General features: G+C 47.5%; 20 protein-coding genes and 1 pseudogene. 19 read left to right on the top strand and 2 right to left on the bottom strand.

Annotation, left to right across the window (positions count from 1 at the left end):
* Positions 1–4: 4 nt before the first annotated feature.
* Positions 5–859: a LysR family transcriptional regulator gene (locus BCV73_RS13060; protein WP_089547428.1), complete on the top strand. Its 855-nt coding sequence runs from the start codon at positions 5–7 to the stop codon at positions 857–859.
* Between the two features lie 25 nt (positions 860–884).
* On the opposite strand, the gene BCV73_RS13055 is transcribed toward BCV73_RS13060, so the two are convergent.
* The gene (locus BCV73_RS13055; protein WP_089550235.1) at positions 885–1,193 is read right to left on the bottom strand and encodes a winged helix-turn-helix transcriptional regulator; all 309 of its coding nucleotides are present in this window, start codon (positions 1,191–1,193) and stop codon (positions 885–887) included.
* A gap of 181 nt (positions 1,194–1,374) precedes the next feature.
* Between BCV73_RS13055 and BCV73_RS13050 the strand changes: the two genes are divergently transcribed.
* The 6 genes from BCV73_RS13050 (at position 1,375) to BCV73_RS13025 (ending at position 7,628) form a co-directional block, all read left to right on the top strand.
* On the top strand, positions 1,375–2,280 hold the full coding sequence (locus BCV73_RS13050; RefSeq protein ID WP_076165225.1) for an NAD-dependent epimerase/dehydratase family protein: 906 nt from the start codon (positions 1,375–1,377) through the stop codon (positions 2,278–2,280).
* A gap of 627 nt (positions 2,281–2,907) precedes the next feature.
* Positions 2,908–3,615, top strand: coding sequence for a response regulator transcription factor (locus BCV73_RS13045; RefSeq protein WP_089547427.1), 708 nt, complete (start codon positions 2,908–2,910; stop codon positions 3,613–3,615).
* A gap of 41 nt (positions 3,616–3,656) precedes the next feature.
* On the top strand, positions 3,657–5,039 hold the full coding sequence (locus BCV73_RS13040; protein ID WP_089547426.1) for a sensor histidine kinase: 1,383 nt from the start codon (positions 3,657–3,659) through the stop codon (positions 5,037–5,039).
* 115 nt (positions 5,040–5,154) lie between these two features.
* Complete coding sequence (locus BCV73_RS13035; RefSeq protein ID WP_089547425.1) at positions 5,155–5,871, top strand: hypothetical protein; 717 nt, start codon at positions 5,155–5,157, stop codon at positions 5,869–5,871.
* A gap of 343 nt (positions 5,872–6,214) precedes the next feature.
* Positions 6,215–6,721, top strand: a complete 507-nt coding sequence (locus BCV73_RS13030) for a P-loop nucleotide/nucleoside kinase family protein (RefSeq protein WP_076165236.1) — start codon at positions 6,215–6,217, stop codon at positions 6,719–6,721.
* A 136-nt stretch (positions 6,722–6,857) separates the two neighbouring features.
* Complete coding sequence (locus tag BCV73_RS13025; RefSeq protein ID WP_089547424.1) at positions 6,858–7,628, top strand: nucleotidyltransferase domain-containing protein; 771 nt, start codon at positions 6,858–6,860, stop codon at positions 7,626–7,628.
* 209 nt (positions 7,629–7,837) lie between these two features.
* Here the strand turns inward: BCV73_RS13025 and BCV73_RS13020 are convergent, their stop codons facing one another.
* A complete protein-coding gene (locus BCV73_RS13020; protein ID WP_179231987.1) occupies positions 7,838–8,401 on the bottom strand; it encodes an RBBP9/YdeN family alpha/beta hydrolase in 564 nt (187 codons plus the stop codon).
* Positions 8,402–9,078: 677 nt separating this feature from the next.
* Between BCV73_RS13020 and BCV73_RS13015 the strand changes: the two genes are divergently transcribed.
* From BCV73_RS13015 to BCV73_RS12965, 12 genes and pseudogenes are all read left to right on the top strand, one after another.
* Positions 9,079–9,990: an aminoglycoside phosphotransferase family protein gene (locus BCV73_RS13015; RefSeq protein WP_089547422.1), complete on the top strand. Its 912-nt coding sequence runs from the start codon at positions 9,079–9,081 to the stop codon at positions 9,988–9,990.
* Between the two features lie 112 nt (positions 9,991–10,102).
* Positions 10,103–11,089 carry a phosphotransferase gene (locus BCV73_RS13010; protein ID WP_089547421.1) on the top strand — a complete coding sequence of 329 codons (987 nt, stop codon included), beginning with the start codon at positions 10,103–10,105 and terminating at the stop codon, positions 11,087–11,089.
* 379 nt (positions 11,090–11,468) lie between these two features.
* Positions 11,469–12,485, top strand: coding sequence for an ABC transporter permease (locus tag BCV73_RS13005; protein WP_256992841.1), 1,017 nt, complete (start codon positions 11,469–11,471; stop codon positions 12,483–12,485).
* 31 nt (positions 12,486–12,516) lie between these two features.
* Positions 12,517–13,395, top strand: a complete 879-nt coding sequence (locus tag BCV73_RS13000) for a carbohydrate ABC transporter permease (protein WP_076165251.1) — start codon at positions 12,517–12,519, stop codon at positions 13,393–13,395.
* A 47-nt stretch (positions 13,396–13,442) separates the two neighbouring features.
* Positions 13,443–14,966 carry an extracellular solute-binding protein gene (locus tag BCV73_RS12995; RefSeq protein ID WP_089547419.1) on the top strand — a complete coding sequence of 508 codons (1,524 nt, stop codon included), beginning with the start codon at positions 13,443–13,445 and terminating at the stop codon, positions 14,964–14,966.
* 149 nt (positions 14,967–15,115) lie between these two features.
* Complete coding sequence (locus BCV73_RS12990) at positions 15,116–17,494, top strand: helix-turn-helix domain-containing protein (protein WP_218828134.1); 2,379 nt, start codon at positions 15,116–15,118, stop codon at positions 17,492–17,494.
* Positions 17,495–17,809: 315 nt separating this feature from the next.
* Positions 17,810–18,226, top strand: a complete 417-nt coding sequence (locus tag BCV73_RS12985) for a helix-turn-helix domain-containing protein (RefSeq protein ID WP_089547417.1) — start codon at positions 17,810–17,812, stop codon at positions 18,224–18,226.
* A 61-nt stretch (positions 18,227–18,287) separates the two neighbouring features.
* Positions 18,288–18,596 carry a hypothetical protein gene (locus tag BCV73_RS12980; RefSeq protein WP_143811861.1) on the top strand — a complete coding sequence of 103 codons (309 nt, stop codon included), beginning with the start codon at positions 18,288–18,290 and terminating at the stop codon, positions 18,594–18,596.
* Between the two features lie 25 nt (positions 18,597–18,621).
* Positions 18,622–18,717: pseudogene (locus BCV73_RS36210) on the top strand (hypothetical protein); the annotation flags it as partial.
* Between the two features lie 337 nt (positions 18,718–19,054).
* Complete coding sequence (locus tag BCV73_RS12975; protein ID WP_089547415.1) at positions 19,055–20,392, top strand: erythromycin esterase family protein; 1,338 nt, start codon at positions 19,055–19,057, stop codon at positions 20,390–20,392.
* A gap of 490 nt (positions 20,393–20,882) precedes the next feature.
* Positions 20,883–21,470, top strand: coding sequence for a sensor domain-containing protein (locus BCV73_RS12970; RefSeq protein ID WP_089547414.1), 588 nt, complete (start codon positions 20,883–20,885; stop codon positions 21,468–21,470).
* 120 nt (positions 21,471–21,590) lie between these two features.
* Positions 21,591–23,381 carry a helix-turn-helix transcriptional regulator gene (locus BCV73_RS12965; RefSeq protein ID WP_256992840.1) on the top strand — a complete coding sequence of 597 codons (1,791 nt, stop codon included), beginning with the start codon at positions 21,591–21,593 and terminating at the stop codon, positions 23,379–23,381.
* The last annotated feature ends 323 nt before the right edge of the window (positions 23,382–23,704 follow it).

The following is a 23,704-nucleotide window of genomic DNA, read 5'->3' as shown; positions in this document are numbered from 1 at the left end:
AGATATGGAAATGATGGACCTTAAAGTGTTCATAAGCGTGGCAGAGGAAGGCGGGATTTCCCGCGCGGCGAAAAAACTGGATTATGTCCAGTCTAACGTGACGGCCCGGATTCAGAAGCTGGAGTCGGAAATCGGAGCCGATTTATTCCATAGATATCCCAAAGGGGTCCGACTGACGGAAAAAGGTGCCCAGTTTCGCGATTATGCGCTCGCGATCTTGAGCCTTGCCGACGAAGCAATTAGAGCGGTGCAGGAGAAGTCGCATCCCAGTGGACCTCTTGTTATTGGGGTGGTGGAAACCGTGACCTGCGGCAATTTCATGAATGTGTTGTCGGATTTTCAATCCTGCTATCCTGAAGTGTCATTGTCATTGGTAACCGGATCCTCATCTGAGCTGCTGTCAATGGTGATGGACCGCAGGCTTGACGGAGCATTCGTGACGGGCGATATAGCGCCATCGCAGTTGATTTTCGAATATACGGTAAAAGATGAAATTATGCTTTTGACCAGCGGGATGGCTGGCGCGTACCCAGATTTATCGAGCGCAAGATGGGCGGTTTCTCCAATAGGTTGCCCTTTCCGAAGGGTGTTGGAGGAGTGGCTTGACAGTGCGGGGATTTTGCGAAAGAACTTCATTGAAATTGGTTCGCTGGAAACGCTGATGAGCTGTGTCAAGTCGGGGCTTGCCTGCACACTGCTGCCGGCCTCCGTCCTTAAAGGGGAGTACCGGTCGTTAGGGGCTTACCAGATACCGGAACGCCTTCGCTTTACGAGCACGAGTCTCGTTCGCCGAAACGACCGATTCAGCAGCAAAGCGTTTGCGGCTTTTGCCGAAATGGTACGCTTGAAAGGGCTGTAATTGAACGCGTCTTGACGAAAATGAGTTAATCTGCGGAGTTGTCGGCACACCTGTTTAAGGATCGCGCTCGGTTTAAATGATCTTTTCCCCATTGTTCGAGACAATCCAGAACGGGTCCAAGACTTTTCCCATGATCTGTAAGTGAGTATTCAACCTTAGGCGGAATTTCCGGAAAGACGGTCCGGTGAACGAGTCCGTGATTTTCCAACTCACGCAGGTGCTTTGTCAATATTTTTTGTGTAAGTCCGGGAATAAGCTTCGGAAATTCGCAAAAACGGACAGTCCTTTTTCGTAAATGACTCAAAATCAGTAGACTCCATTTGCCGCCGATCATGTTCAGTGTCACGTAAGCGGCATAGTCGTTTTCTTCGTTTTTCACGGTTCTCCCTCCTGTTTATTACTTTCTTATTGGAAACTAACGCAATTAAAAGTGCCTACTTAACAAGCATGCATGTTCCCTTTATGGTAAGGATTGAAATTAATTTTATTTTTTATTATATAGGGAGGCTTCTCAAATGAACAAGAAGGTGTTCGTGACCGGTGCGACGGGCTATATCGGCGGGTCGGTCGCGCTCAAGTTGCGTCAGGCGGGCTTTCAAGTAACAGGGTTGACCCGAACAGACGAGGGAGCTGCCAAGTTAAGGGAATTAGGTATTTCACCATATATCGGCACTCTAAACGATTTCGAACCGCTCATACAGGCGGCAAAGGAAGCTGACATCGTGGTTAACGCTGCGGACTCGGATAACATCTTCGCGGTGACGACGCTATTAACGGCGCTTGAAGGAAGCGGCAAAACGTTCGTTCATACGAGCGGTTCCAGTATTGTCGGGGATAAGGCGGCGGGAGAATACGCCAGTAAGGTGTATCATGAAGAAATCATCGAACCACTTCCCGAAAAATTGGCGCGCGTCATGATCGACCGGACAGTGCTCGCGGCCGCCAATCGCGGCATACGTTCGATGGTCATTTGCCCTTCGCTGATTTATGGCACAGGTTATGGTATCCATAAGGATAGCATACAAGTTCCTTGGCTGATCGAGCTTGCATTGAAGCGTGGGGCAGCGTGTCATATCGGAAAAGGCGAGAATGTCTGGTCGAACGTTCACATCGACGACCTTGTCGAGCTATATCTATTAGCGATAGAGCGCGCGCCGGCCGGTTCTTTCTTTTTTGCCGAGCACGGCGAAGCCTCCATGAAAGAGATTGGTGAGGCGATCAATCGGGCATTCGAATTAGGGCCGGAAACGGAAATGATGAGTCTTGATGAGGCGATTAAGCAATGGGGCCCTGAAGCTGCTCATTTTGCTTTCGGTTCCAATAGCCGCATTCGTTCGACAAAAGCACGAAAAATGCTGGGATGGAATCCGAAAGGGACTGCGCTGCTCGAAGAAATTGAAAATGGGTGCTATAAAAAGTGACGTTCTGATATGAGCATAGGAGTCAAAAACGTTCAACATGCCAGGCATTCAGACTGCAAAGTTTGAATGCCATTTTTTGTCAAAATGCATAGTTAGACGCAAATTTACTGTAAGATGACAAGATCATGCACACTTAAAGCCGCGTAACAGCGGCTTTGTTTGTTGTAACGATCTATGTTCTTGTAAAAAACCGACGACAAGAACATATATGGTTAATCGTGCTTGATAAGAAGTATCAACCACGGATGTGCTTGCCTGGGTAAATGCACGTTGTTCGGTTACCAGAAATATAAGGCATAAGGCAATGGGTTATTTCGTGCAGGTATTGGGGGATAGTTCTAAGCTTCCAAATATGCGTGGCTGAGCAGGGCGAAAGAAGAACCAACAGCGATAAGCTGCTGTCCGCGCTGACGGAGTTATATAGCTTATAGCTTTATCTGGGCTGCGTTCCGACAGATTGAATATATTGTAGATTTGTTTGCATTTCGAGAGCGGGGCGTGAGGATAGGTGTATGTCCATTGACAATATACCTCATCATCCAGTTGATGGAGGAATCTAAAGTGTCTGTGCTAAGATGAGTGTAAATTATGATTCAAGCTGGGGAACAAGGCTAGAAGGGGTGCACATTGAAGAAAATACTTGTCATTGACGATGAAGACGCAATCAGAGATTTAATTGAGCTCGTACTGAGAAGAGAAAACTACGTCGTTCAAACGGCTGAAAACGGTAAAGTAGCCCTGCAGCTGCTCGATGCTTTTGGGCCGGACCTGGTGGTGCTTGACTTGATGCTGCCTGACTGCTCCGGATATGACCTGTGCAAGGAAATCACCGGGAAACGTGCTGTTCCTGTGATCATGCTCTCTGCCAAAAATGAAGTAATCGACAAGGTGTTGGGACTAGAGCTAGGGGCGGAAGATTACATGACCAAACCCTTTGACAATCGTGAATTGCTCGCTCGGATCAAGGTGATTCTGAGAAGAAACGAGAGCAGGGAGGAATCAAGTGAAGGAACAGAAGTGAAAGCTACACGCATCATTCATGAAGAGCTGACATTTGATCTGGAAAGCCGAAGGGTGCTGAAAAACGGTGTACCCGTGTCTTTAACGGCCAAAGAGTTTAAAATTCTGGAAACGTTACTCAAAAGGCCAGACAAAATCTTTACCCGGGATGAGCTGCTGCAGATCGGATGGGGATATGACTTTATGGGAGACAGTCGAAGTGTGGATATGACCATCATGCGATTACGGAAGAAGCTGGAGGATAACGCTGACGAACCGAAATATGTCAGGACGATCTATGGATTTGGCTATCAGCTTGGAGGTGGCGAGGCCTGAAGTATGCAACCCGGTTACTGCTGAATTATTTATTTTTCTCCGTGCTGTCCTTTGGCATCATCATTTTTGCGGTGAATAAAGCCATCGATTACTACAGCTTCATTACCATTGAAAAACAGATGATGGAGAAGGCGGATCTGTCCGAGTTGTCCTTTCGTGAGGTGTTGGCACAGCATAGATCATCGACAGGAGAGCCGCAGACAAAAGAAATCGTCAGACTTGCTCTGGAGAAGCTGAAAGCTTCAGGCAAGGAAGTACGTATCTATGATAGCTCCAAGCAGTTGCTGGGCTTGGCTGTGGATGGCATCATCATTCATGATGGCAAACCTCTTGTTTTTGAAAAGAATATTGTGAAAGCGCTGAGCGGCAGTTACGCCTACACCGTTACGAAAAATCATCTGCTTTATTTTGCCACGCCCATTCAGGATCAATACTACCAAAACGCTTATGTGTATGAGTTCGTGGAGGACATTTCCTACTTCTATGCGATTATGGATCAAATCCGTTATATCCTGTTTGCGGGTGCAGGCGGATTTATTGTACTGATTACGTTATCCAGTCTGTGGATTGCCCGCAACACAACCAAGCCGATTAAGCTGTTGCTTGGCGCCGCGCAAAGTTTCTCTAGACAGGAGTTTCGAAGAGTTCATCTAAATCGGAAGGATGAGCTGGGCATGCTGGCAGATGGGCTAGATTCCATGGGTCGGCAGCTTCATGATTACATTCAGTACCAAAAACAATTTGTCTCCAACGTATCTCACGAGTTAAAAACACCATTGGCAGCCATTCGTGGTTTCTCTCAATACTTGGTTGAAGGGGAGAACGAGAACAAGGAGCTGCAAAAAATCTATGCTCATCTGCTTCAGGAATCGGATCGGCTGACGCGCTTGATTAATGAATTGTTGTTGCTATCCCGATTCGACAAGGCTGGTTCTAACGAACTGGAAGTCGAGAGGACGGAAATGAACGGACTGATTCAGCAAGTCGCAACGAGTATGGGTGCCAAGGCCAAAGACAAAGGAATCAAGATTATGTTCAGGGAGGCGGAAGCGGAACCGGAGGATAAGCTTCTGACGAGAGTCCACGCCAACGTGAATCCCATGCTGATGTCCCATGCGATCGCCAACCTTGTGGACAATGCCATCAAATATTCAGGCAGTCCTTCGCTAATCGAATTGAAGTTGGAACATACGCCAAGCGAGGTCGTTATACGAATACGTGATCAAGGTATCGGTATCGCGAGCGATGAGCTGGAGAGAGTGCAGGAACGCTTTTACCGGGCGAAAAATGCAAGCACAGCGAACGGTTCAGGTCTTGGACTTTCGATTTGCAAAGAGATTGTAGAGCGGTTTAATGGATATATCGACATGGAAAGTCAAATCGGGGAAGGAACGACCGTTACGATTGTGTTACCCCGTGCGTAAAAACGCGCGTAAATAGTTACGTTACAAGATTGATACAATTCTGTTATGAGACTAACAAATGCCTTTTTTATAATCGCTTCATAAGAAGAAATCACACATTTATGGAGGGAACATGATGAAATGGATAAATAAAGCTGCAGCTGGTATCCTGCTGAGTATTTTACTAACGCTGACACTGACGGGCTGTCAGTCCAATGGTGCTAAGTCGCCAGAAACGGCGCAGAACTCGGCTGAAAAAAACACGTCGAACGAACAGGCCGAAGGCGAAGGAGCAGCAAATTCTACTTCGCCTGCTTCAGAAAATCCGGAAGGACAGAGTGCTGAAGCGATTAAGGAAGGTTCGATGGAGAAGGAAGGCAATGTGGTGCTGAAGGAGCTCGCTTTTGTCTATAATGAGCACACCATTGCGATTTCGGATACAGCGAATGAAGATCAGATGGAACAGATGCTGGGCAAACCGGATAACCTGAAATCTCATACGTATAGTGCCGGCGATGGAACAAACATGGATACGTTAATCGGTTTTACAGAAAAGGTGTATACGTATCCTGGTCTGGAGATTAAAACAATCAGTATACCGGAGGGGAAACAAGACTCCATCTTTCATATCGAAATGACAGATCCTAAGTACGCGACAGTGCGAAACATTAAAGCAGGAGATAGCCTGGATACACTCAAAAACGCCTACCCTGAGGGGAAACTGCTTGGTGATGGAGCCCCTAATGAGGAGGATGAATTCCGTTATGAGCCATCCAATTATGTGGATGTGATGTCGTTTCATATCAAGAATGCCAAGGTGGAGAGCATTCAGATCTACAGCCTTCTGGACTAATATTTAGTGATCGATTGTTGGTAAGCCATTCATACGAATCACCTTTAATACCTGCCCGGGAGAGGGGCAGGTATTTTCTCGTGTATAGACTCGCACATGTCGAAGGACAAGAACATCGTCCCATTGAGAGTCGCTATTATAGCGGCTTTTTTTGTTCTAATTACCGATTTTAGATAAGCATTGAACTATTAATTAAATTTATTAAGATAACAGGCAGGGGAGTTTATTGATTTCACGAATACTGTACATATGAAGTTATTTACGAAGTTCGTAGATTAGACGTTATAAGAAACCGGCGCAAAGACGAATAACCAAGGTGCTTTTCCCGAAGGAGATGAGTTCAATGCTTTACATATTTAGTGGACTGCCGGGCACCGGAAAAACCACATTATCATCGGCTTTAGCAAGAGAACTAAAGGCTACGTATCTTCGGGTCGATGTCGTGGAGCAGGCTATGCGAGATGCTGGAAAGACCATCGAAGGGCCTGAGGGTTACATTGTGTGTTATGCAATTGCATCACAGAATCTTCAACTGGGCTTAGATGTGATTGCAGATACAGTTAATCCTATTCAAATTACGCGCCAGGCATGGCGCAACGTGGCCGATTCTCTCGGAATACCTTATGTGGAAATTGAAGTACTTTGCTCTGATTATATCGAGCACAGGAATCGAATCGAAATGCGTACAGCTGATATTCCAGGTTTTATACTTCCGACGTGGGAGCAGGTCAGAAATAGAGAGTATGATGTTTGGGATCGGGACCACATAGTCATAGATACAGCTCATCAAACTGTAGAAGAAAGTTTAAATACATTATTTAAACAATTGGAAGATAGAAGACTTTCTTGAACTAACGAATATCAGGCGGACAACCCTGCACCGATTAACCGCATCGCGGCCGTTCCCTTCGGTCACTTAAGTCGGTGAGGGTTCGTGAACGCCTGAACGTTAGCCGAAAGAAGTTCTTAGTTTAGGAGGAGTCTATATGATATTAGAAAAAGTTATAAAAAGAATTGAAATACAAAGTGAATATAAGGATTTTGTTGATAAGTACATAGATAATATACTTACCGAATTTAAAGGTAAGATTCATAGCATCTATATGTGTGGCTCGATTCCAAAAGGAACTGCTAAACCTTTTAAGTCAGATGCAGATTTTACTATTGTATGTGTAAATCCCAAAGATATTGATTACGAAAGATTGTCAAATATTAATGACAGTCTTTTGAAAAAATATCCAGTATTAACTAAGATTGATACGACAATTTGCTCACTTGACGATGTATTAAGTAAACCAAATGATTGGGGTTTTTGGGTTAAGATCATTTGTGTTTGCATATATGGTGATGACGTTGGTGAAAAAGTACCCCCGATTATGATTTCTCCAGAGTTCATTTTAGGCTTAAATACAGAGACCAAGAAGGAAGTAGATCGTAGACATCGTTTACTTTCTAATGCTAGTGATAACACAATGAAAACTAGATTAATTAAAGGTTATTCTAAGAGATTAATTCGTGCATTATACTCTTTGGTTTTAGAAGATACAGGTGTATGGCAAGATGACATTAGTAAGATGAAGAATGCCATATTAAACTATTGTGACATTGACTCCGCTTTAGTTGATTATCTGTATGCTTGTTACTTGGATAGTCATAATGTACTTGTTGAAGAGTTTCTGGGAATTGCAGATGAAGTATATAGCTATTTTGAGAACGCGTTAAATGCAATGGCTGCTTCCAGAACCTCCTTCGACTAACATGATATTGACGCTCCTGGTCACTCTGAGAAGTGAGTGACCACATCCAGCACCCTAAGCCCGTCGGGACGTCACTGCATTAGTTGTTCGGCAAGCCTCACAACGATAAGCAGCGACTCTAAGGGGCCAGGACGTCGTCAATACAAAACGTTATCATCGTCCCATTGAGAGTCGCTATTATAGCGGCTTTTTTGTTTACCGTAATCGAATCATAATGTAACTTGCTCGTTCAAACATACATCAAGAATCCATGGCCACGGACCGTAGCCCGCTTCAACGTTGATATGTCCCATTTTAGGCAACATCACGCAAGGAACCCCTAGATCAAAGTACTGTGAAGCATCTTCCACCGAGCAATAAGGATCTGTTGACGATAAAACCAACAACGTTTTTTCCGCAACCATTCCGATCTCATGCATGTTTTCCGGTACAGGAAAAAAAGTCATCACTGGTTCATATTCCAAAAATGGCGAGGGTGGGGCTATAAGAATGGCTCGCTGAATTTTTCGTTTCGGAGTTGAAGCCGCGTAGTGGAACCACATGATGCACGCTAGACTATGAGCCACGACGATGACTTCTTCATCGTTTGGAATTTCTTCAAAGACAGAAGATAAATGATCGAGCCAAACATCCCTGTCAGGTTGATCTTTGTCTGGAAAGTCAGGAAATCGGACGGTTTCACCTCGTTTTACTAGCTCTTGATGTAACCAAGTTTGCCAATGATCGGGGTCACTGCCGCCGACCCCATACAATAGCAGAAAACTTCTGCTCATGATGAGAGACACCTCCAATATGGTCGTTATGATCATTGCACACGATTCCTATCACTTTAATCTTCTCGTTCAAAGTGGCTTGTATGAGTTCCCACCCAACGTATGATTCAAAAACCATGCTCACACATTTGGAGTAGCCAAACGGCATGCCCCTTTTTAGCATGACCAGGATCGACTGGACAGCATTCCGGGGATTGCCCGGCGACCCGCTGAGCAGATTCTTGCCGAGGGTGTCCCCACTGTATTCTACACTTGCCAGATGAAATCCTATATTTTTTTAGCATTCCCTCCAAAATCCACCCGAATGTTGAATATTCATCCCTGACATGTGCGCAAAAGTCGGCTTGATGAAAAATCAATGATTCGAGATCCTGAACAAGTTCGTTTGGTTTGTTTGAATCAGAAACGAGCGATATGAGTAACTGGTCAACTGAAAAAATAATGATGGATAAACATGATATTCAAAACCTAAATGATCATTGAAACTGGCTTACTGGCGTTATTGCTCCATTGTTTTGCTCACGACTTATGAGGCCGTATCATTCCAAATTTCATCAGGTATCCTGGGCTTGGCGGACATCGGATCCACTATTCCCTAGAGCAGGAAACAGGGCTTTACAACACCTTATGTCGAATAAGAGAGGAAGTAGATCACTTTCTGAAAGGAGTCATTTGGTATGATTGTAATCCCTGATACGTTTATTAAAAGAATGCACGAACTCCACGGTAAGCAAGGCGTAACATGGGCAGAAGCGTTGCCTGGATTGATTGCCGACTGTGCAAGCCGTTTCGACTTTATCCCAGAAGCTCCATTTTCCGATTTATCCTATAACTTCGTGATCCGTGTAAAGCGCAGCAATGGGAAGCCCGCCGTCCTCAAATCATCTTTCAGGAAAGACGAGCTTTCTAGGGAAGTTAGTGTGCTTCGGGCTTATGAGGGCCGGGGGGCGATTGATGTCCTAGATGCAGACGATGAATGGGGCGTGGCCCTGCTAGAAGGTGCCGACCCTGGCACACCGTTGTCATCAATTGAGGATGATGCGCGTGCGACGGGTCTCTTTTGCGAAGTATTTCGCCGCCTTCATCTTCCTGCACCAACCAGTAGTCGGTACCCATCCATGAGGGAGCATTTTGCGGCAATCGAGCGATACCGCGAGCGATTCAACGACGTGAACATTGCCGGGCCACTGCCTAAGAACTGGGTGGAAAATGCTGAAGAATGTCTGTCGTATCTCATATCGACCACGAGTGAGAATCTTCTACTGCACGGCGATCTGCATCATGAAAACATCCTTCGCCATGGCGAGGAACAATGGGCTGTCATTGATCCCAAAGGCATCATGGGTGACATCCATTTTGATACTATCCAGTATCTGCTAAATTATGAGGATCGAGGTGGTGACTGCGAGCAGGTTCTGCGGAGCCGGATTGCAATCATAGCCGATCGTCTTGACCTGGACCCTCACCGAATCGCAATGTGGGGTGTGGCGCGAGGTGTGCTTGAGGCGTGCTGGACGATTGAAAATGGAGGAACGGATTGGTACAGAGGGATACAAATAACGGAACGCTTTGCCAAGTGCCTGCATTGAGATCTATACAAAGTGGGGGGGTTACGCTAACGGGCAGGATAACGCAAAAGCAGGTTATATAGGACATCATGAGGAATATAACGTACATACCGTAAATTTTGGAGTTGGTCAAATGGAGACGATGTTATCAGAAGAAATGATCCGAGATGACATAATAAAAACATTTCAACGCCTTTTCGATTTGGATGTGCTTGAATCTACTGCAATAAGACGAGGTTGGTTAAACTTAAAATGGAAAGTTACAACTGATTCAGGTCAATTTCTACTTAAACAATACAACAAAAACAGATATAGGATGTATAAACCAGAGGAGCTATTGCTTGCATTCTCTCAACAGGTTAGATTATTTGACAAAGGTCTTGCGTGTCCCAATTTGTTATCACACAATAAAAGTATATTACTTGAATCTGATAACGGAGAACTCTTCACGGTGATGGAATATTGCCAGGGCAAACTAATTCCACCAGGTAAAGCTAATGTACATCAAATATACGATTTAGGTCGAGAAACAGGAAAAATGCATCGATTATTAAACGATGGGACACTTAGTATTCAAAATAAACCACAATTTATCCCTCCAAGGCGTGAGGAACGCTTAGCACATTGGAACTCAGTTTGGGAACAGACAAAGGAAGCTGGTAAAACTGAATTGCTTTCTGATATAGAGACTCAACGAAGGGCAACTGAAGATATAGATATAGAAATACTCGAATTACTTCAATCAGGGTGGGCTCATCGTGACCTTTGGGTCGATAATCTATTATTTAATGATAGTCGACTAACTGCAATCCTTGATTTTGATCGGCTAAAATATGACTATCCGCAGTTAGATGTTGCTCGTGCTGTTATATCATGTGCGTTAGATGATAATTTAGATGTCTCCCTAGCCTCAGCATTTATGGAAGGATACAGCGAAGAACACACCGTAGTAAAGGGTTACTTAACAAACTCATTAAAGTTGTTGTGGTATATGGAAAGCACCTGGTGGATAAATGCTAACATGGATGAACATAGTATACCTCCCGCTCGCTTCACAAAGGAAATGATTTGGCTTGCTGAAAATCAAAAGAATATGTCCGATTTGTTAGGGAATATTTAGATAATACGAAACAATTATATGAAATAATGTAAATGATTAACCATTTTCTGTTAAGCTAACGGAATACAATAGTTCAAAACAACTCACAGCAGCCGGAAAATAATCGGCTGCTGTTCTTGTTAAGCTAACGGGCAGGTTAACACAAATGAGATCGATCTCAAATTGATTAGGAAGCCAAGTTTCCCGACTGGGTGGCGCAGCGAGGCGCCGCTTCCTTCAATAAAAACAGCCAGCTGCGCGCCGGCTGTTTTTTTTGCCGAATAGTCCGCCGCAGAGGGCTTTTCGGGCCCCCGCAAGAATGGTCAACGCCAGGAAACGGGCGAACAAGAATGGGCATTTGCCAGAAATGGGCAGGGCATGTACCCTTGCCTTAAGACACATGAAAGCGTTGACAATCACCTTTACCGATTCGAAGGAGGAATCCATGATGGACGTGCCTGCGGATAAGGTTACCGCGGCCGCCGAGGGCAAAAAAGCCGTCGGCTCCCCGCCCAGCCTCGTCTGGGGGGGCCTGAAGAGAGACAAGTATTTGTATTTGCTGGCACTTCCGGGACTGATTTATTTCATCGTTTTCCGGTACGTGCCGATGTGGGGGGTGATCATTTCATTCCAGGAATATTCGCCCTATCAAGGAGTCCTAAACAGCCCGTGGGTCGGATTCGATCATTTCGCACGGTTTTTCTCGAATCCGGATTTCCTTCTGCTGTTCCGCAATACGATGGCGATCAATCTGCTAAGCCTGATCTTTTTCTTCCCGCTGCCGATTCTGCTCGCCGTGCTACTAAACGAAATTCGCGTTTCGTCTTACAAAAAAGTCGTGCAATCGATCATTTATTTACCTCATTTCCTGTCCTGGGTCATCATCGTCGGCATCACGTTTCTGCTTCTGTCCACCGGCGACGGCGTCGTGAACAAGCTGCTCGTCGCCTTCGGCTTCGATAAGGTCGATTTTCTAACGAACAAGAACTATTTCTGGGGACTGCTGACGCTCCAGTCCATCTGGAAGGACGCAGGATGGGGCACGATCATTTTCCTTGCCGCCATCGCGGGAGTCGATCCGCAGTTGTACGAAGCAGCCAAGATGGACGGAGCGAGCCGACTTAGGCAAATCTGGCACGTGACGCTGACGGCCATCCGTCCCGTCATCGTCATTCTGCTCATTCTGCGGATCGGTCATATGATGGACGTCGGCTTCGAGCAGGTGTTTCTGATGATGAACGGCGCCGTCTCCGATGTCGCGGACGTCTTTGATACCTACGTATACCGTCTCGGTGTCCGGCAAGGCCAGTTCAGCTTCAGCACCGCCGTCGGCTTGTTCAAGTCCGTCGTCGGCCTGCTCCTCGTCATCGGCGCCAACCGATTGGCCAAGAAGTTCGGCGAGGAAGGCGTCTACTAACCCATTTCACCTGCTGGAGGCGAACGTTCCAATGAGAGAAAGCTTGGGAGATCGCGCGTTCGGTGTCATCAACGTCATCGCGCTCGGCTTAATCAGCCTGATCACTTTCTTCCCGTTCTATTATGTATTCGTCGTGTCATTCACCGATCCGTCGGAATTTATCCGGAGAGGGCTGGTGCTGTTCCCGCAGCATTGGAGCCTCGTATCCTACAAATATTTGCTCTCTACCGATGCTTTCATGAGAGCTATCGGGAACAGCGCGTTCTTGGCGATCGTCGGTACCGCGCTGAGCCTCATTGTTACTTCAGGACTATCCTACGCGATATCCCGCAGAAGGCTGCAGGGAAGGCGGTTCATCATGCTGGCCATCCTGCTGACAACACTATTCAATCCGGGCATCATTCCACCGTATCTGCTTGTGCGGGATCTGCATCTGATCAACAGCATCTGGTCGCTTATCTTGCCGGTGCTGACAAGCGGCTGGTACGTGCTGCTGATGAAGGGCTTCTTCGACAGCATCCCGTCCAGCCTGGAGGAAGCAGCGCGGATTGACGGCTGCAACGATCTCAGCGTCTGGTACCGGGTCATCCTGCCACTGTCGCTTCCCTCCATGGCGGCGTTCGGACTGTTCTACGCCGTCGCGTACTGGAACACCTTCTTCACGGCTCTACTGTATATTAACGATTTCGCGAAGCATCCGCTGCAGGTGCTGCTGCAGAACATGCTGATCGACGCATCCACCGCGGCGGGAGGGTCGGCCGCGGCTGAAATGATGTCGGAGCAGCGCATTCCGCCAGAGACGCTCAAGATGGCCGCCGTCGTTATCGCCACGGTACCTATCCTACTCGTCTATCCTTTCTTGCAGAAGCATTTCGCGAAAGGAGCTTTGGTCGGTTCCGTCAAGGAATAGACGAAGGCCAGACGATTAGAAGCAAAATAAAAAGGGGAGGTTCGCGTATGCGAAAAAGAAGGTTCAAGCTTGACAAAACGAAGATTGCCGTTTCCGTGCTGCTCATCGCCGCCCTGCTGGTCGGCTGCAGCGGCGGAGGAGGCGGGGGAGGAGCTTCCGGCGACGGTCCGCTGAACGTCAGCATCATGACGATGTATTACACGCCGGAGCCGCCGGGCAAGGATAACGTCGTCGTCAAGGAAATCGAGAAGCGGACCAACACCAAGCTGAACATTACATGGGTCTCGCCGAACAACTATGCCGACAAGGTGAACGTAACGCTCGCCTCGGGAGACATTCCCGACCTGATGCTGCTGGATAACGCCTTCACCGCCCAGGTTCGGACGATGGTGGCGCAGGGGGCGTTGTGGGATCTGACCCCATATATTAAGGACTACCCAAATTTGATGAAATTTCCGAAGGAAACCTGGACCAACACGAAGCAGGCTGACGGCAAAAACTACGGAATTCCCCGGGTCCGTCCGGTCGAAGGCGGCGGCTTCGTTTACCTGCGCAAGGACTGGATGGACAAGCTGAATCTCGAGGTTCCAAAAACAATCGACGAATTTTACGACGTCCTTAAAGCATTCGTTGAAAAGGATCCGGACGGCAACGGCAAGGACGACACGATCGGGTACGCCAGCTTCGTCGACCAGTCCGGCATGGCCTCCCTCGGCCAGCTGCAGAACGTCTTCACAAAGACGAACGGCGATTGGTCGCTGGTAGACGGCAAGCTTGTGAACGTCAATCTGCTACCTGGTGTCCGAGACGCTCTCGTCTGGATGAACAAGGCGTACCGGGAGAAGCTCCTTCCCGAAGATCTTGCGACGCTAAAAAACTCGCAAGCGAAGGATTTGCTCAAGGCGGGCCGGGCGGGAGGATTCCAGGATACGGTCGAAGCCGCCTGGGAACCGACGGAGGAGCTACGGAAGACCGATCCGAAGGCGGACTTCCTTCCGCTTGTCTCTCTGAACGGCTACGTCAACCGTGATTCCGGCTTCTTCGGAATGTACGCGATTCCGAAGACCGTGCCCGAAGCGAAGATGAAAAAGCTGCTCGAGCTGATGGACTACGGCGCTTCTGACGAGGGCAGTGATTTGGCAAGCTTCGGCATCAAGGACATACATTACAAGGAAGAAAACGGCGTGAAGGTGCCGACCGAGCAGGCTAAGACCGATATCGTCGCACAGCAGGCGCTCGGCCAAATTTTCATCAAATACGACAAGTATTTGCGCGCCTACCGTTCGGGTATGCCAAGCGACATACTGGAGCGGAACAAGCAAATTATTGACGAGCGGGCCAAGCTGAGCGTGCCGGAGGTTGCGGTCGGTCTCAATTCCGATACGAATACCAAGGTCGGCACTGAGCTGGGCAAGAAAATTCAGGACATGAAGACGAAGGTCATTTTGGGGAAAGCGCCGATCGAAGAGTGGGACAGATTCGTTGGAGAACTTAAGAACGATCCCGACCTGCTTAAAATCACCGAGGAAATCAATGCGTCCTATCAGCAGCGGATATCCAGCTCCGAATAAAGGTTTGGAAAGCACCACCCTCTTTTTTCTAATTTGGAAAAAGAGGGTTTTTCCCGTTCATCCCGCGAGAACCGGTTATTTTTGGGAGTAGGCCGGTTAAGCGTTTCAGTCGGCAAGGGAAGGTTATCGGACCACGGTCCGGGCAGCTATTGAAAAAAAGAAAGGCAGGGAGCGTCATGAACCATTTCGTCCAAAGGGACTGGCCGGATCGGCCGCCGGCGATCAAAGGCCGTTTCTACCGAAAAAGCCTATTGATCGTGCTGAGCATCACATGCCTACCGACGGCAATTATTGGAATAACACTCTATCTACTCGGCAGCTCGCATATCGGCAAGGAGGTGACGAGCTCGAACGAGGCGCTGCTCCTGAACGCGGTAAAGCGCATTAACGGCGATTTGAACCAGCTCGAACTGACGGCGACGCAGTGGGCGTTCGACCCGCGGTTCGACGGAAGTCTCAGGAACGTCGATCTGAAGGACCAATATACCGTTACTCAAAACCTGTACCGCACCTTGACGGTTATGAAGGGCTTCTATCCGCTGGTCGATCAGGTGCATCTGTTCGTCGACGGCAAGTCACCCGTCGTTGTCTCCGACTTCGACGGGATCGAAGCCGTCTCCAACCCAGGCGATCTCGCCGGCTACCGGGCGGTCATGTCCAGCAAGCAAGGCGCGTTCTGGCTGAACGGCTTCCCACGGGTCAACCGGTCGGACGATCATACGGTGGCGCTCGTACATAAGGTTCCGGGCATCGGTCAGCCTTACGGTACCCTGATTTTCTATCTGGACCGGGATAAGCTCGTAAGCCTGGTGCATGAGCTGTCGCTCGGCAAGGCCGGCAGCTCCTTCATTATCGACGAGAAGGGCCGCTTCGTCGTGACCGAAAAAGGGGCGGGCCTTCCCGAAGGAACGCCGTTCGAGACTGCGCTGGCTGCCGAAATCAAGCGGCATGAAACGGGTTCCGGCACGTTCCTGTACAACTTTCAGGGCGAAACATATACCGTTACGTTCGGCGATTTTACTCGGCTGGGTCTGCATTGGACCTACGTCACTGCCGCTTCGCTTTCCTCGATGACGGCTCCGGTCAAAATGATGTCTAGGATGATTGTCGGTGTCAGTCTGTTCGGCTTTGTCGTTGCGCTTCTTCTGTCCTGGCTTGCCTCCAAGCGGATCTATCATCCAATCCACCGGCTCGTCGGTTTGTTCCATGACGAGAGACGTGCGCCCGATCCGCCCAGCGACGAGATCGGCTTTCTCGAGAAGCAGTGGCGCCACCTGAACCGGGAAAGCCGCGAGCTGCGGGAGAAGCTGGAGCAGGCGCAGCCCTGGATGCGGTCAAGTTTTTTGCTTCATCTCATACAGGGACATTATTATTCCTTCACGGAAGAGGAACTGCGAGAGAGGATGAACGCCTACGGCTGGAGCATGGACGGCAAGCGGTTTCTGCTCGTGCTCCTCCAGGTTACTGGGCTCAGTCGGCTGCAGGGGCGCTTCACGGACGGCGATGCTCAGCTCGTCTCCTTCGCGGCAGCGAATATTGCGCAGGAGTTGACCGCCGCTCGCGGCGAACAGGCGGATATCGTCAATTTCCAGGATCTATCCGTAGGCATCCTGTTGTCCTTCGGGCGGGAGGAGCCGGAGGAGGCGGCACGAGGCAGCGCCTTCCAGCTGGCGGCTTCGCTCGCGGAGACGATCTGTGCCGTGCTGAAGGTGCAAAGCACAATCCTGATAGGTCGGCCTCTGCCGAGAATTGCGGATTTGCCGGAATCATTGCGGCACCTTCGGCAAGCCGCCCGCTACCGCGATGTTCAGGAGGAGACGCAGATTCTTTCCCTGGAGGACCTTCTTCCCAGCATGGGAAGGGAGGCGGTGCCGTATCCGTTTGGCGCGGAGAAGGAGGTGAAGCAGGCAATCCGGATGGGGCTCCCCGAGGAGGCGGCCGCCGCCGTACAGTCTTTCGTGGAAATTCTCGTGCAGGAGGGAGGCAAGGAAATGTTCGTCCAGGACGGCGCGCTCCAACTGCTCGGCAGCATCCAGCACGCGATTCTGGAAGCCGGCTATCAGCCGCGCGGACTGTACGGGGACGATGATCTGTACGCCGAGCTTCGCGGAATGCGGGATCCCGAGAGGATGACCGAATGGTTTCGTGTCCGCGTAATCAAACCATACGGGAAAGCGCTGGCCTGCGACAAGGCTTTGCATCAGCGACGGCTCGTCGAGCGGGCAATGGAGTACGTCAAAGAAAATTACGACTCAGACGTCTCGCTGGAGCGCTGCGCCGAGGATTTGGGGACAAGCCCGTTCACGCTGAGCAAGGCGTTCAAACATATCGCCGACATCAATTTCATCGATTACTTGATCCAGCTGCGGATCGAGAAGGCGAAGGAACTGCTGGACGACACCGACATGAAGGTTGGCGAGATTGCCTTGCAAATCGGCTATCAACCCTCTTATTTGAACCGGCTGTTCAAGAAGCTGGTGGGCGTTACACCGGGGCAATACCGTGAGCGGAAGGCGAACCTCGAGTGAACGGCCTGCGATAAATAACGGCGGGCCACCCCCGCGGCTGCGCCCTTCTCCGAACAGTACGGGCGATGGGAGTTCGAATGCGTAGAGCTAGAGAAGTTCGCCATTTCATCAACAACGGGTGAAATATAGCTTAATGATGACCCGAAGACAGCCGACCACAAAGATCGGCTGCCATCGTTGCAAAAAACGAGCCGATTATAAAAGACTTAACATAACATACTTGTTAAGTTTGTTCTCGGTTTAAGTGCTGGTTATACATTTCCTTGAACAGTAAAATCTAAATGTAACGTAAGAAATTCGCTTTAGGGGGCAAACATGAAGATTGGTTCGATCATCAGAAAACTAAGGTTACAAAGTGGTATTACCCAAGAGCAGCTGTCCAATGCTCTAGCCGTTTCGGTTCAGACAATTTCAAGATGGGAAACATCCGCTAATTATCCTGACTTAGAAATGCTGCCCTTAATTGCGAGGTATTTCCGAGTTACAACAGACTATTTGTTAGGAATAGAAGGAGGAAATAATAACATGAAATTGATTAAAACCGTTGAAACATTTGAAGTTCCTAGCCGGGAAGAAGCTGTTTCGTTGGTAAAAAAGTTTTCAAGCGAAAAATTCCCTGTATTGCTAGGTCATAAAATTACGGAAAATGATGATGGGGCGATTATTCTTGAGGTAGAAAAGAAGTTTGGCGTTAACCTTGAAGATATGCCATGGAAAGCTAACCAGGATTAGCAAATAGTATTCAACTATCGGGAGACGATTAGTTGTATGTGCAGTCGCGGCAGCCGGCCATGTGATCATCCAGTTCCAATCCAGTTCCAAAACAACAAAACACAAGAAGCAAGATCGCCAACAGGCGATTTTGCTCCTTGAACTTAGTTTTTTTATTGTCGAAGGACAAGAACATAGTCCCATGGAAAGTCGCTATTTTAGCGGCTTTTTTTGTTTTATCGGAACAAGTTCTTGTCCCGATTACCGTAATGGACAAGAACTTGAGCCGATTACCGATATTAACGGCAAATTGCTTGATGCCTTTTACGAAGAAGCACGTCGACTGGGTGATGATCTTGAAAGTTTAAAAAAAAGCTTTAGAGCGTGTTGACTTAGAAGAGCACGTAGGTGATGATTGGATCCGCAGTAATGATAGCAGATTGTTCGGCCCATTACCCGCAGATAAAATTGAGGGGAAAGTGGTGGGGGTGATAGGTAGCCCGTTAAGCTAACGGATAATATAGCACAACAACATCAAAGGCAGTGGATTAGTAAAAACTGTCGGGTGACAGAAACATAGTAACATTAGAAGCCGCTGATTATGCGGCTTTTTTATTTAGGCTATCAAGTTATTGTCAAAATCCAGTGACAAGAACTTTGTTATATTCCCGATTTGATTTCATCGAGCCAGCAGACGTCTATTTATTAAGTTTAGGGGGAAAGGCGTGTCATATGACATTTTGACACTGTTGTACATAACATCGAGTGCAGTAGGATACAGATGAGAGTTCTGGGAACTAGAATATATCTCATCAGACCAAATCACAAAGTATTTAAGGAGAGGATTTTATGAAAAAGAAAATGGGGATCGCAATTGCTGCTTCGATGATCACACTGGCTGGTTTTACAGGAAATATTCATGCAGCTTCGATAGGTGCTTCTCTTATAGCTCCCTACAATACAAATCAAAAAGCCGAGCAGATAAAATGGTTAGAAAAGCATGCCATGCCATTAAAGTCAACGGATCCAACAGCATCGCTTCAGGATTTAAGACCGCTTAAGGATATGATCGGATCAGCTACAATTGTTGGTTTAGGTGAAGCGACGCATGGAGCTCACGAAGTTTTTACCATGAAGCATCGCATTGTTAATTATTTGACAGCTGAAATGGGCTTTAAGGCCTTAGTGTTAGAAGAGGGATGGGACAGAGCATTGGGACTCGATCGCTATGTTCTTACGGGTAAAGGGGACCCAAGCCAATATCTAAGTCCTGTATTTAACACGAAAGAAATCATAGATCTGCTTCAATGGATACGCCAATATAATGCTGATCCAAAGCATAAATCCAAAATACGGATCATCGGGATGGATATCCAAACTGTAAACGAGAGTGTTTATAACAATATCCGAGCGTATGTAAAGAAATACGATCCAAAACTTGTCACTCGGTTCGATCAAAAGATGAAAGGCCTTATTCCTGTAACCAAGGATTTAGATACCTTTGGCGGTCTTAAGAAAGAAACGAAAGCACGGTATGTTTCAGATGCGAAACAAATCAGCGCTTTATTAGAGCAAAATAAAAATAAATTGAATGGAAAATCCCCAGAGTTCGCATGGATCAAACAAAATGCCCGTATTATTGAGCAATTTACGACAATGACAGCCGCATATCCTGATAACTTGGAAGACTTTTATTTGAAACACGATATTGCCATGTATGAGAATGCGAAATGGACAGAAGAACATGTAGGAAAAACAATCGTCTGGGGCCATAATGGGCACGTTTCGAAAACAAATATGCTCTCTTTCGTATACCCTAAAATGGCTGGGCAGCACTTAGCAGAACATTATGGCAAACGGTATGTAACCATTGGAACATCTGTTTTCGAGGGACGTTACAATGTTTATAACACCAGCCAACAATTCGGGCCCTATGGAATCTTAAAATTAGATGACCCGAACAATTTTAATTATACGTTTGGACAAGTCAAATACGACCAGTTTTTTGTTGATTTACGTAAGGCAAGCGGAGTGACTAAAACTTGGCTAAACGAGCAACATCCCATTTTTGCTGGAGTAACAACGGTAGGTCCAGATATCCCAACAACTGTTGATCTATCATTAGGTCAATCATTCGACATCATCGTTCATATTCAGAAAGTGAAGCCATCTCAACTGAATCAATAAAATCATAAATAAATTATGCAAGCTTAAAAGTCGCTTAGTGGCGGCTTTTTTGTTTTGAGCATAGTGCTTATTTACTTTTTTCCTTGTAAGATAGTTAGAGAATACTTGGGGATTGTACATATATACGGATTTATTCTTGTTAATTGATATCCTGAAAAAATAATTCCAATATTGAACGTATAACGTCTAAGTAATTTCTACACCTAATAGATGGAGGGGGACTTTTGTTAATGTAGCTGTATCTGGAGCGTATGGCTTAGTAAGAGTAGCGTAATAGCATGTATAAGAAAAGACATAGTGAGTTGCGGTTTGTACATGTATCACTGGCACACAGGGATCATCCTGAGTTTGAACAATTCTATTGTGTAGTTGGGCATGACCGTAACTCACGCTCCATTCATTTTTTGTCATATGACATTATGACACTGGCAGATTTGACATCAAGAGCAGTAGGATACGTTTACTACTTGCAAAGGATGTGAGCTCTTTGATGGCAAGAACTGTCGCCTGTTTTGTTCAAACCGGCTATTTCCTGCTGTTTACTTTCGTCACCGGATTGTTTTACTTCTGCTTTTATCTGGTTGCCATTATTCTGGGTTTGAGTCTTTCGTTTACTGTCGCGGGCGTTCCTCTCCTGGCTAACGTTCTGCGAACAACGACTGCCTTCCTGCAATTCGAACGAGTACAAACCAAGATCTATATGGATATCACCACCGAGCCATGTGTTAAAGCCGCCAACCCGAATGTGTCCAACTGGCTTCAAGCGAAAAAGGAGCTGATGAACCGGCGCAACTGGAACGCTATTGGCTGGCTGATGTTGAAGTTTCCGGTAGGGATTATAAGTCTGATCAGTGCGACTTTGCTCTACGTGGCGCCGCTTGTATTGATTGTGGCTCCGTTCCTCTATCCGTTTATCAGCCTTTCCTTTATGGATGCAAAGGTAGACACGGTTGCCAAAGCCGTGATGGTATCGGCCACAGGGGTTGTACTGATGATGGTGAGCTGCAGGTTTGCGGACGGGTTAGCTCGCTGGATAGGCGGCTACACGCGTCTGATGATCAAGCATGTGAACCGGTAGACGAATGCCCGGTTTCGCCTCGTAGGTCGTCGGGGGATTGTTCACTCGATAGCAGTTTACTTTATACTAGTTACGTAATGTCATACTGAAAGTCTTTAGGGGATGATGGTTTTGTTCGATATGGTCAAGCAATGGTACTGGTACGACTGGCTCATGTTCATAGTCCGCCTGTTATCCAGCATTTCTCTCGCGTTTACGACCATAGGACTGCAACAATATTTCACGCTGCCGATTGTGGTCGTTGTCCTATGGCAGCTGATTGCTTTTTCCGTTCCATGGCTTTGCTTGCAGCTCAATTATAAATACTACTTGTTTACCGAAATCGTAATCTCGGGCGGGTTGTGTTTGTATCTGGCTTCATTTTTTCCGCAAGCCTACATAGCGTTCCTGCTGTATGCTTTTTTCATTGCTGCCCACAGCTCTCATAGAACCTATCTCTGGTCAGCGCCAGTATCCATCTTGCTCCTGCCCGCCATAATCAAGCAGCTTGCAGAGCAAAGTGAATACTGGGTCATGGCCGTTCATATCGGGATGGCGTATATCTTCGGATTCTCCTTCCATTTACTCGTGCTCAATCATCGTCAAGGCGAAACGATTCGCGAGCAAAATGCGGTGTTGGAGCAGTACCTGTCCCAAATCGAGCGTATTACGCTTGCCGAAGAACGGAGCCGTCTGTCCAAAGAGCTTCATGATACCGTCGGTCATGCCTACACTTCGCTCATTATGGGGTTGGAAACGTTGCGTCCTCAGATGGCAACGGATAAAGGAACCGAAAGTCTCGATTCCCTATTGAACCTGGCCCGCCAAAATATGGAGGAAGTCAGAGGTTATGTGCATCAAATCGAATCGCCGCATGAGGGGCTCCCGCTGCTTCAATCTCTGAGGAAGCTGGCGGAGGAATTTCAGGAACATGCCAAGGTGCTGGTTACTTTTCGAGCCTACGGGGAGGAATACCCTGTAATGAAACAAGCGAAGACAGCATTCTACCGCTGCCTGCAAGAGTCGTTGACGAATGCCGTGCGCCATGGACACTCGACAGAGATTAAGGTTTCTGTGCAATTCGAGCCCCGACAGACGAGACTGGAAATTCAAGATAACGGCCGCGGGATGGAGCATGGAAGGGAGGGCTTTGGCCTCAGTGCCATGAAGGAGCGGGCGATGATTTTGCAAGGCCATGTGGCCGTCTATACGGAGCATGGAAAAGGCACTCTCGTTACATGCACGCTACCCAGACAAACGGAGCTTAAGGATGAAGTCATCCGCCTGTTGGTCGTCGATGACCATCCCGTTATCCGTGAAAGCTTGCGGACTTTGCTGGAGGAGCAGCAGGATTTTCAGGTTGTCGGGACGGCAGAGGATGGCGAGCAAGCGATCGAGCTGTGCAGGCAGCTTAGGCCGCAACTGGTGCTTATGGATGTTGAAATGCCGAATGTGGATGGAATCTCCGCATCCCGTACGATAAAAGAAGCGTGGCCCCACATCCGGATTCTGATTCTCACTACGTTTGAGGATACCAAACAGGCTCTGGAAGCAATGCGAAGCGGGGTGGATGGATACCTGTTGAAGTCCATGCAGCCGTTAGAGCTGGCTGAAACGATTCGCACCGTCCACCGCGGGGGCACGCTGATCGAACAGGGCATGTCGCACAAATTATTTGCCCAACTGGAAGCGGACAATAGCGGGGATGATCCTTCGTCAATCAAAGCGTCCTCGGCCTATGATTTAACGTCGCGGGAGCTTGAAATTTTACAGTTCGTGTCCAAAGGGCTGCGATATAAAAGCATTGCTTCCAATTTGTATTTATCCGATGGTACGGTTCGAAACTATGCGTCATCGGCTTATTTGAAGCTGGGGGTCCGCAACCGCGAGGAAGCGGTACAAAAAGCCAGGGAGGCTGGGCTTCTGGAATAACCACAAGTTATGTAACCTGGTGACGGGTGCCGATCATAAGAAGTGCATGATCGGCACCCGTCATTTCAATTTTTAAGACCATTTTTACTTTTTCAGAACTATGGTTTCTGTTCATTAGACGACAAGAACTTACAAGCTTAATAGCCGCGTAACAGCGGATTTTTTAGTTTTAACAACAGGACAGAGTTTATTGTCGAGGGACAAGAACATAGTCCGATTACCGATTAGATAAGTATCCTACTACATTTCACTACACGAATTCATTAAGCTAACGGGCAGGATCGTTACAATACTTGGTAATAGAAAAATTGGTAAAATAGGTT

It is taken from the genome of Paenibacillus sp. SSG-1, assembly GCF_002224835.1.
Classification (GTDB): Bacteria; Bacillota; Bacilli; order Paenibacillales; family Paenibacillaceae; genus Paenibacillus_AQ; species Paenibacillus_AQ favisporus.
The sequence above is the reverse complement of the archived record's forward strand: the minus strand, read 5'-3'. Positions and strand labels throughout refer to the sequence as shown.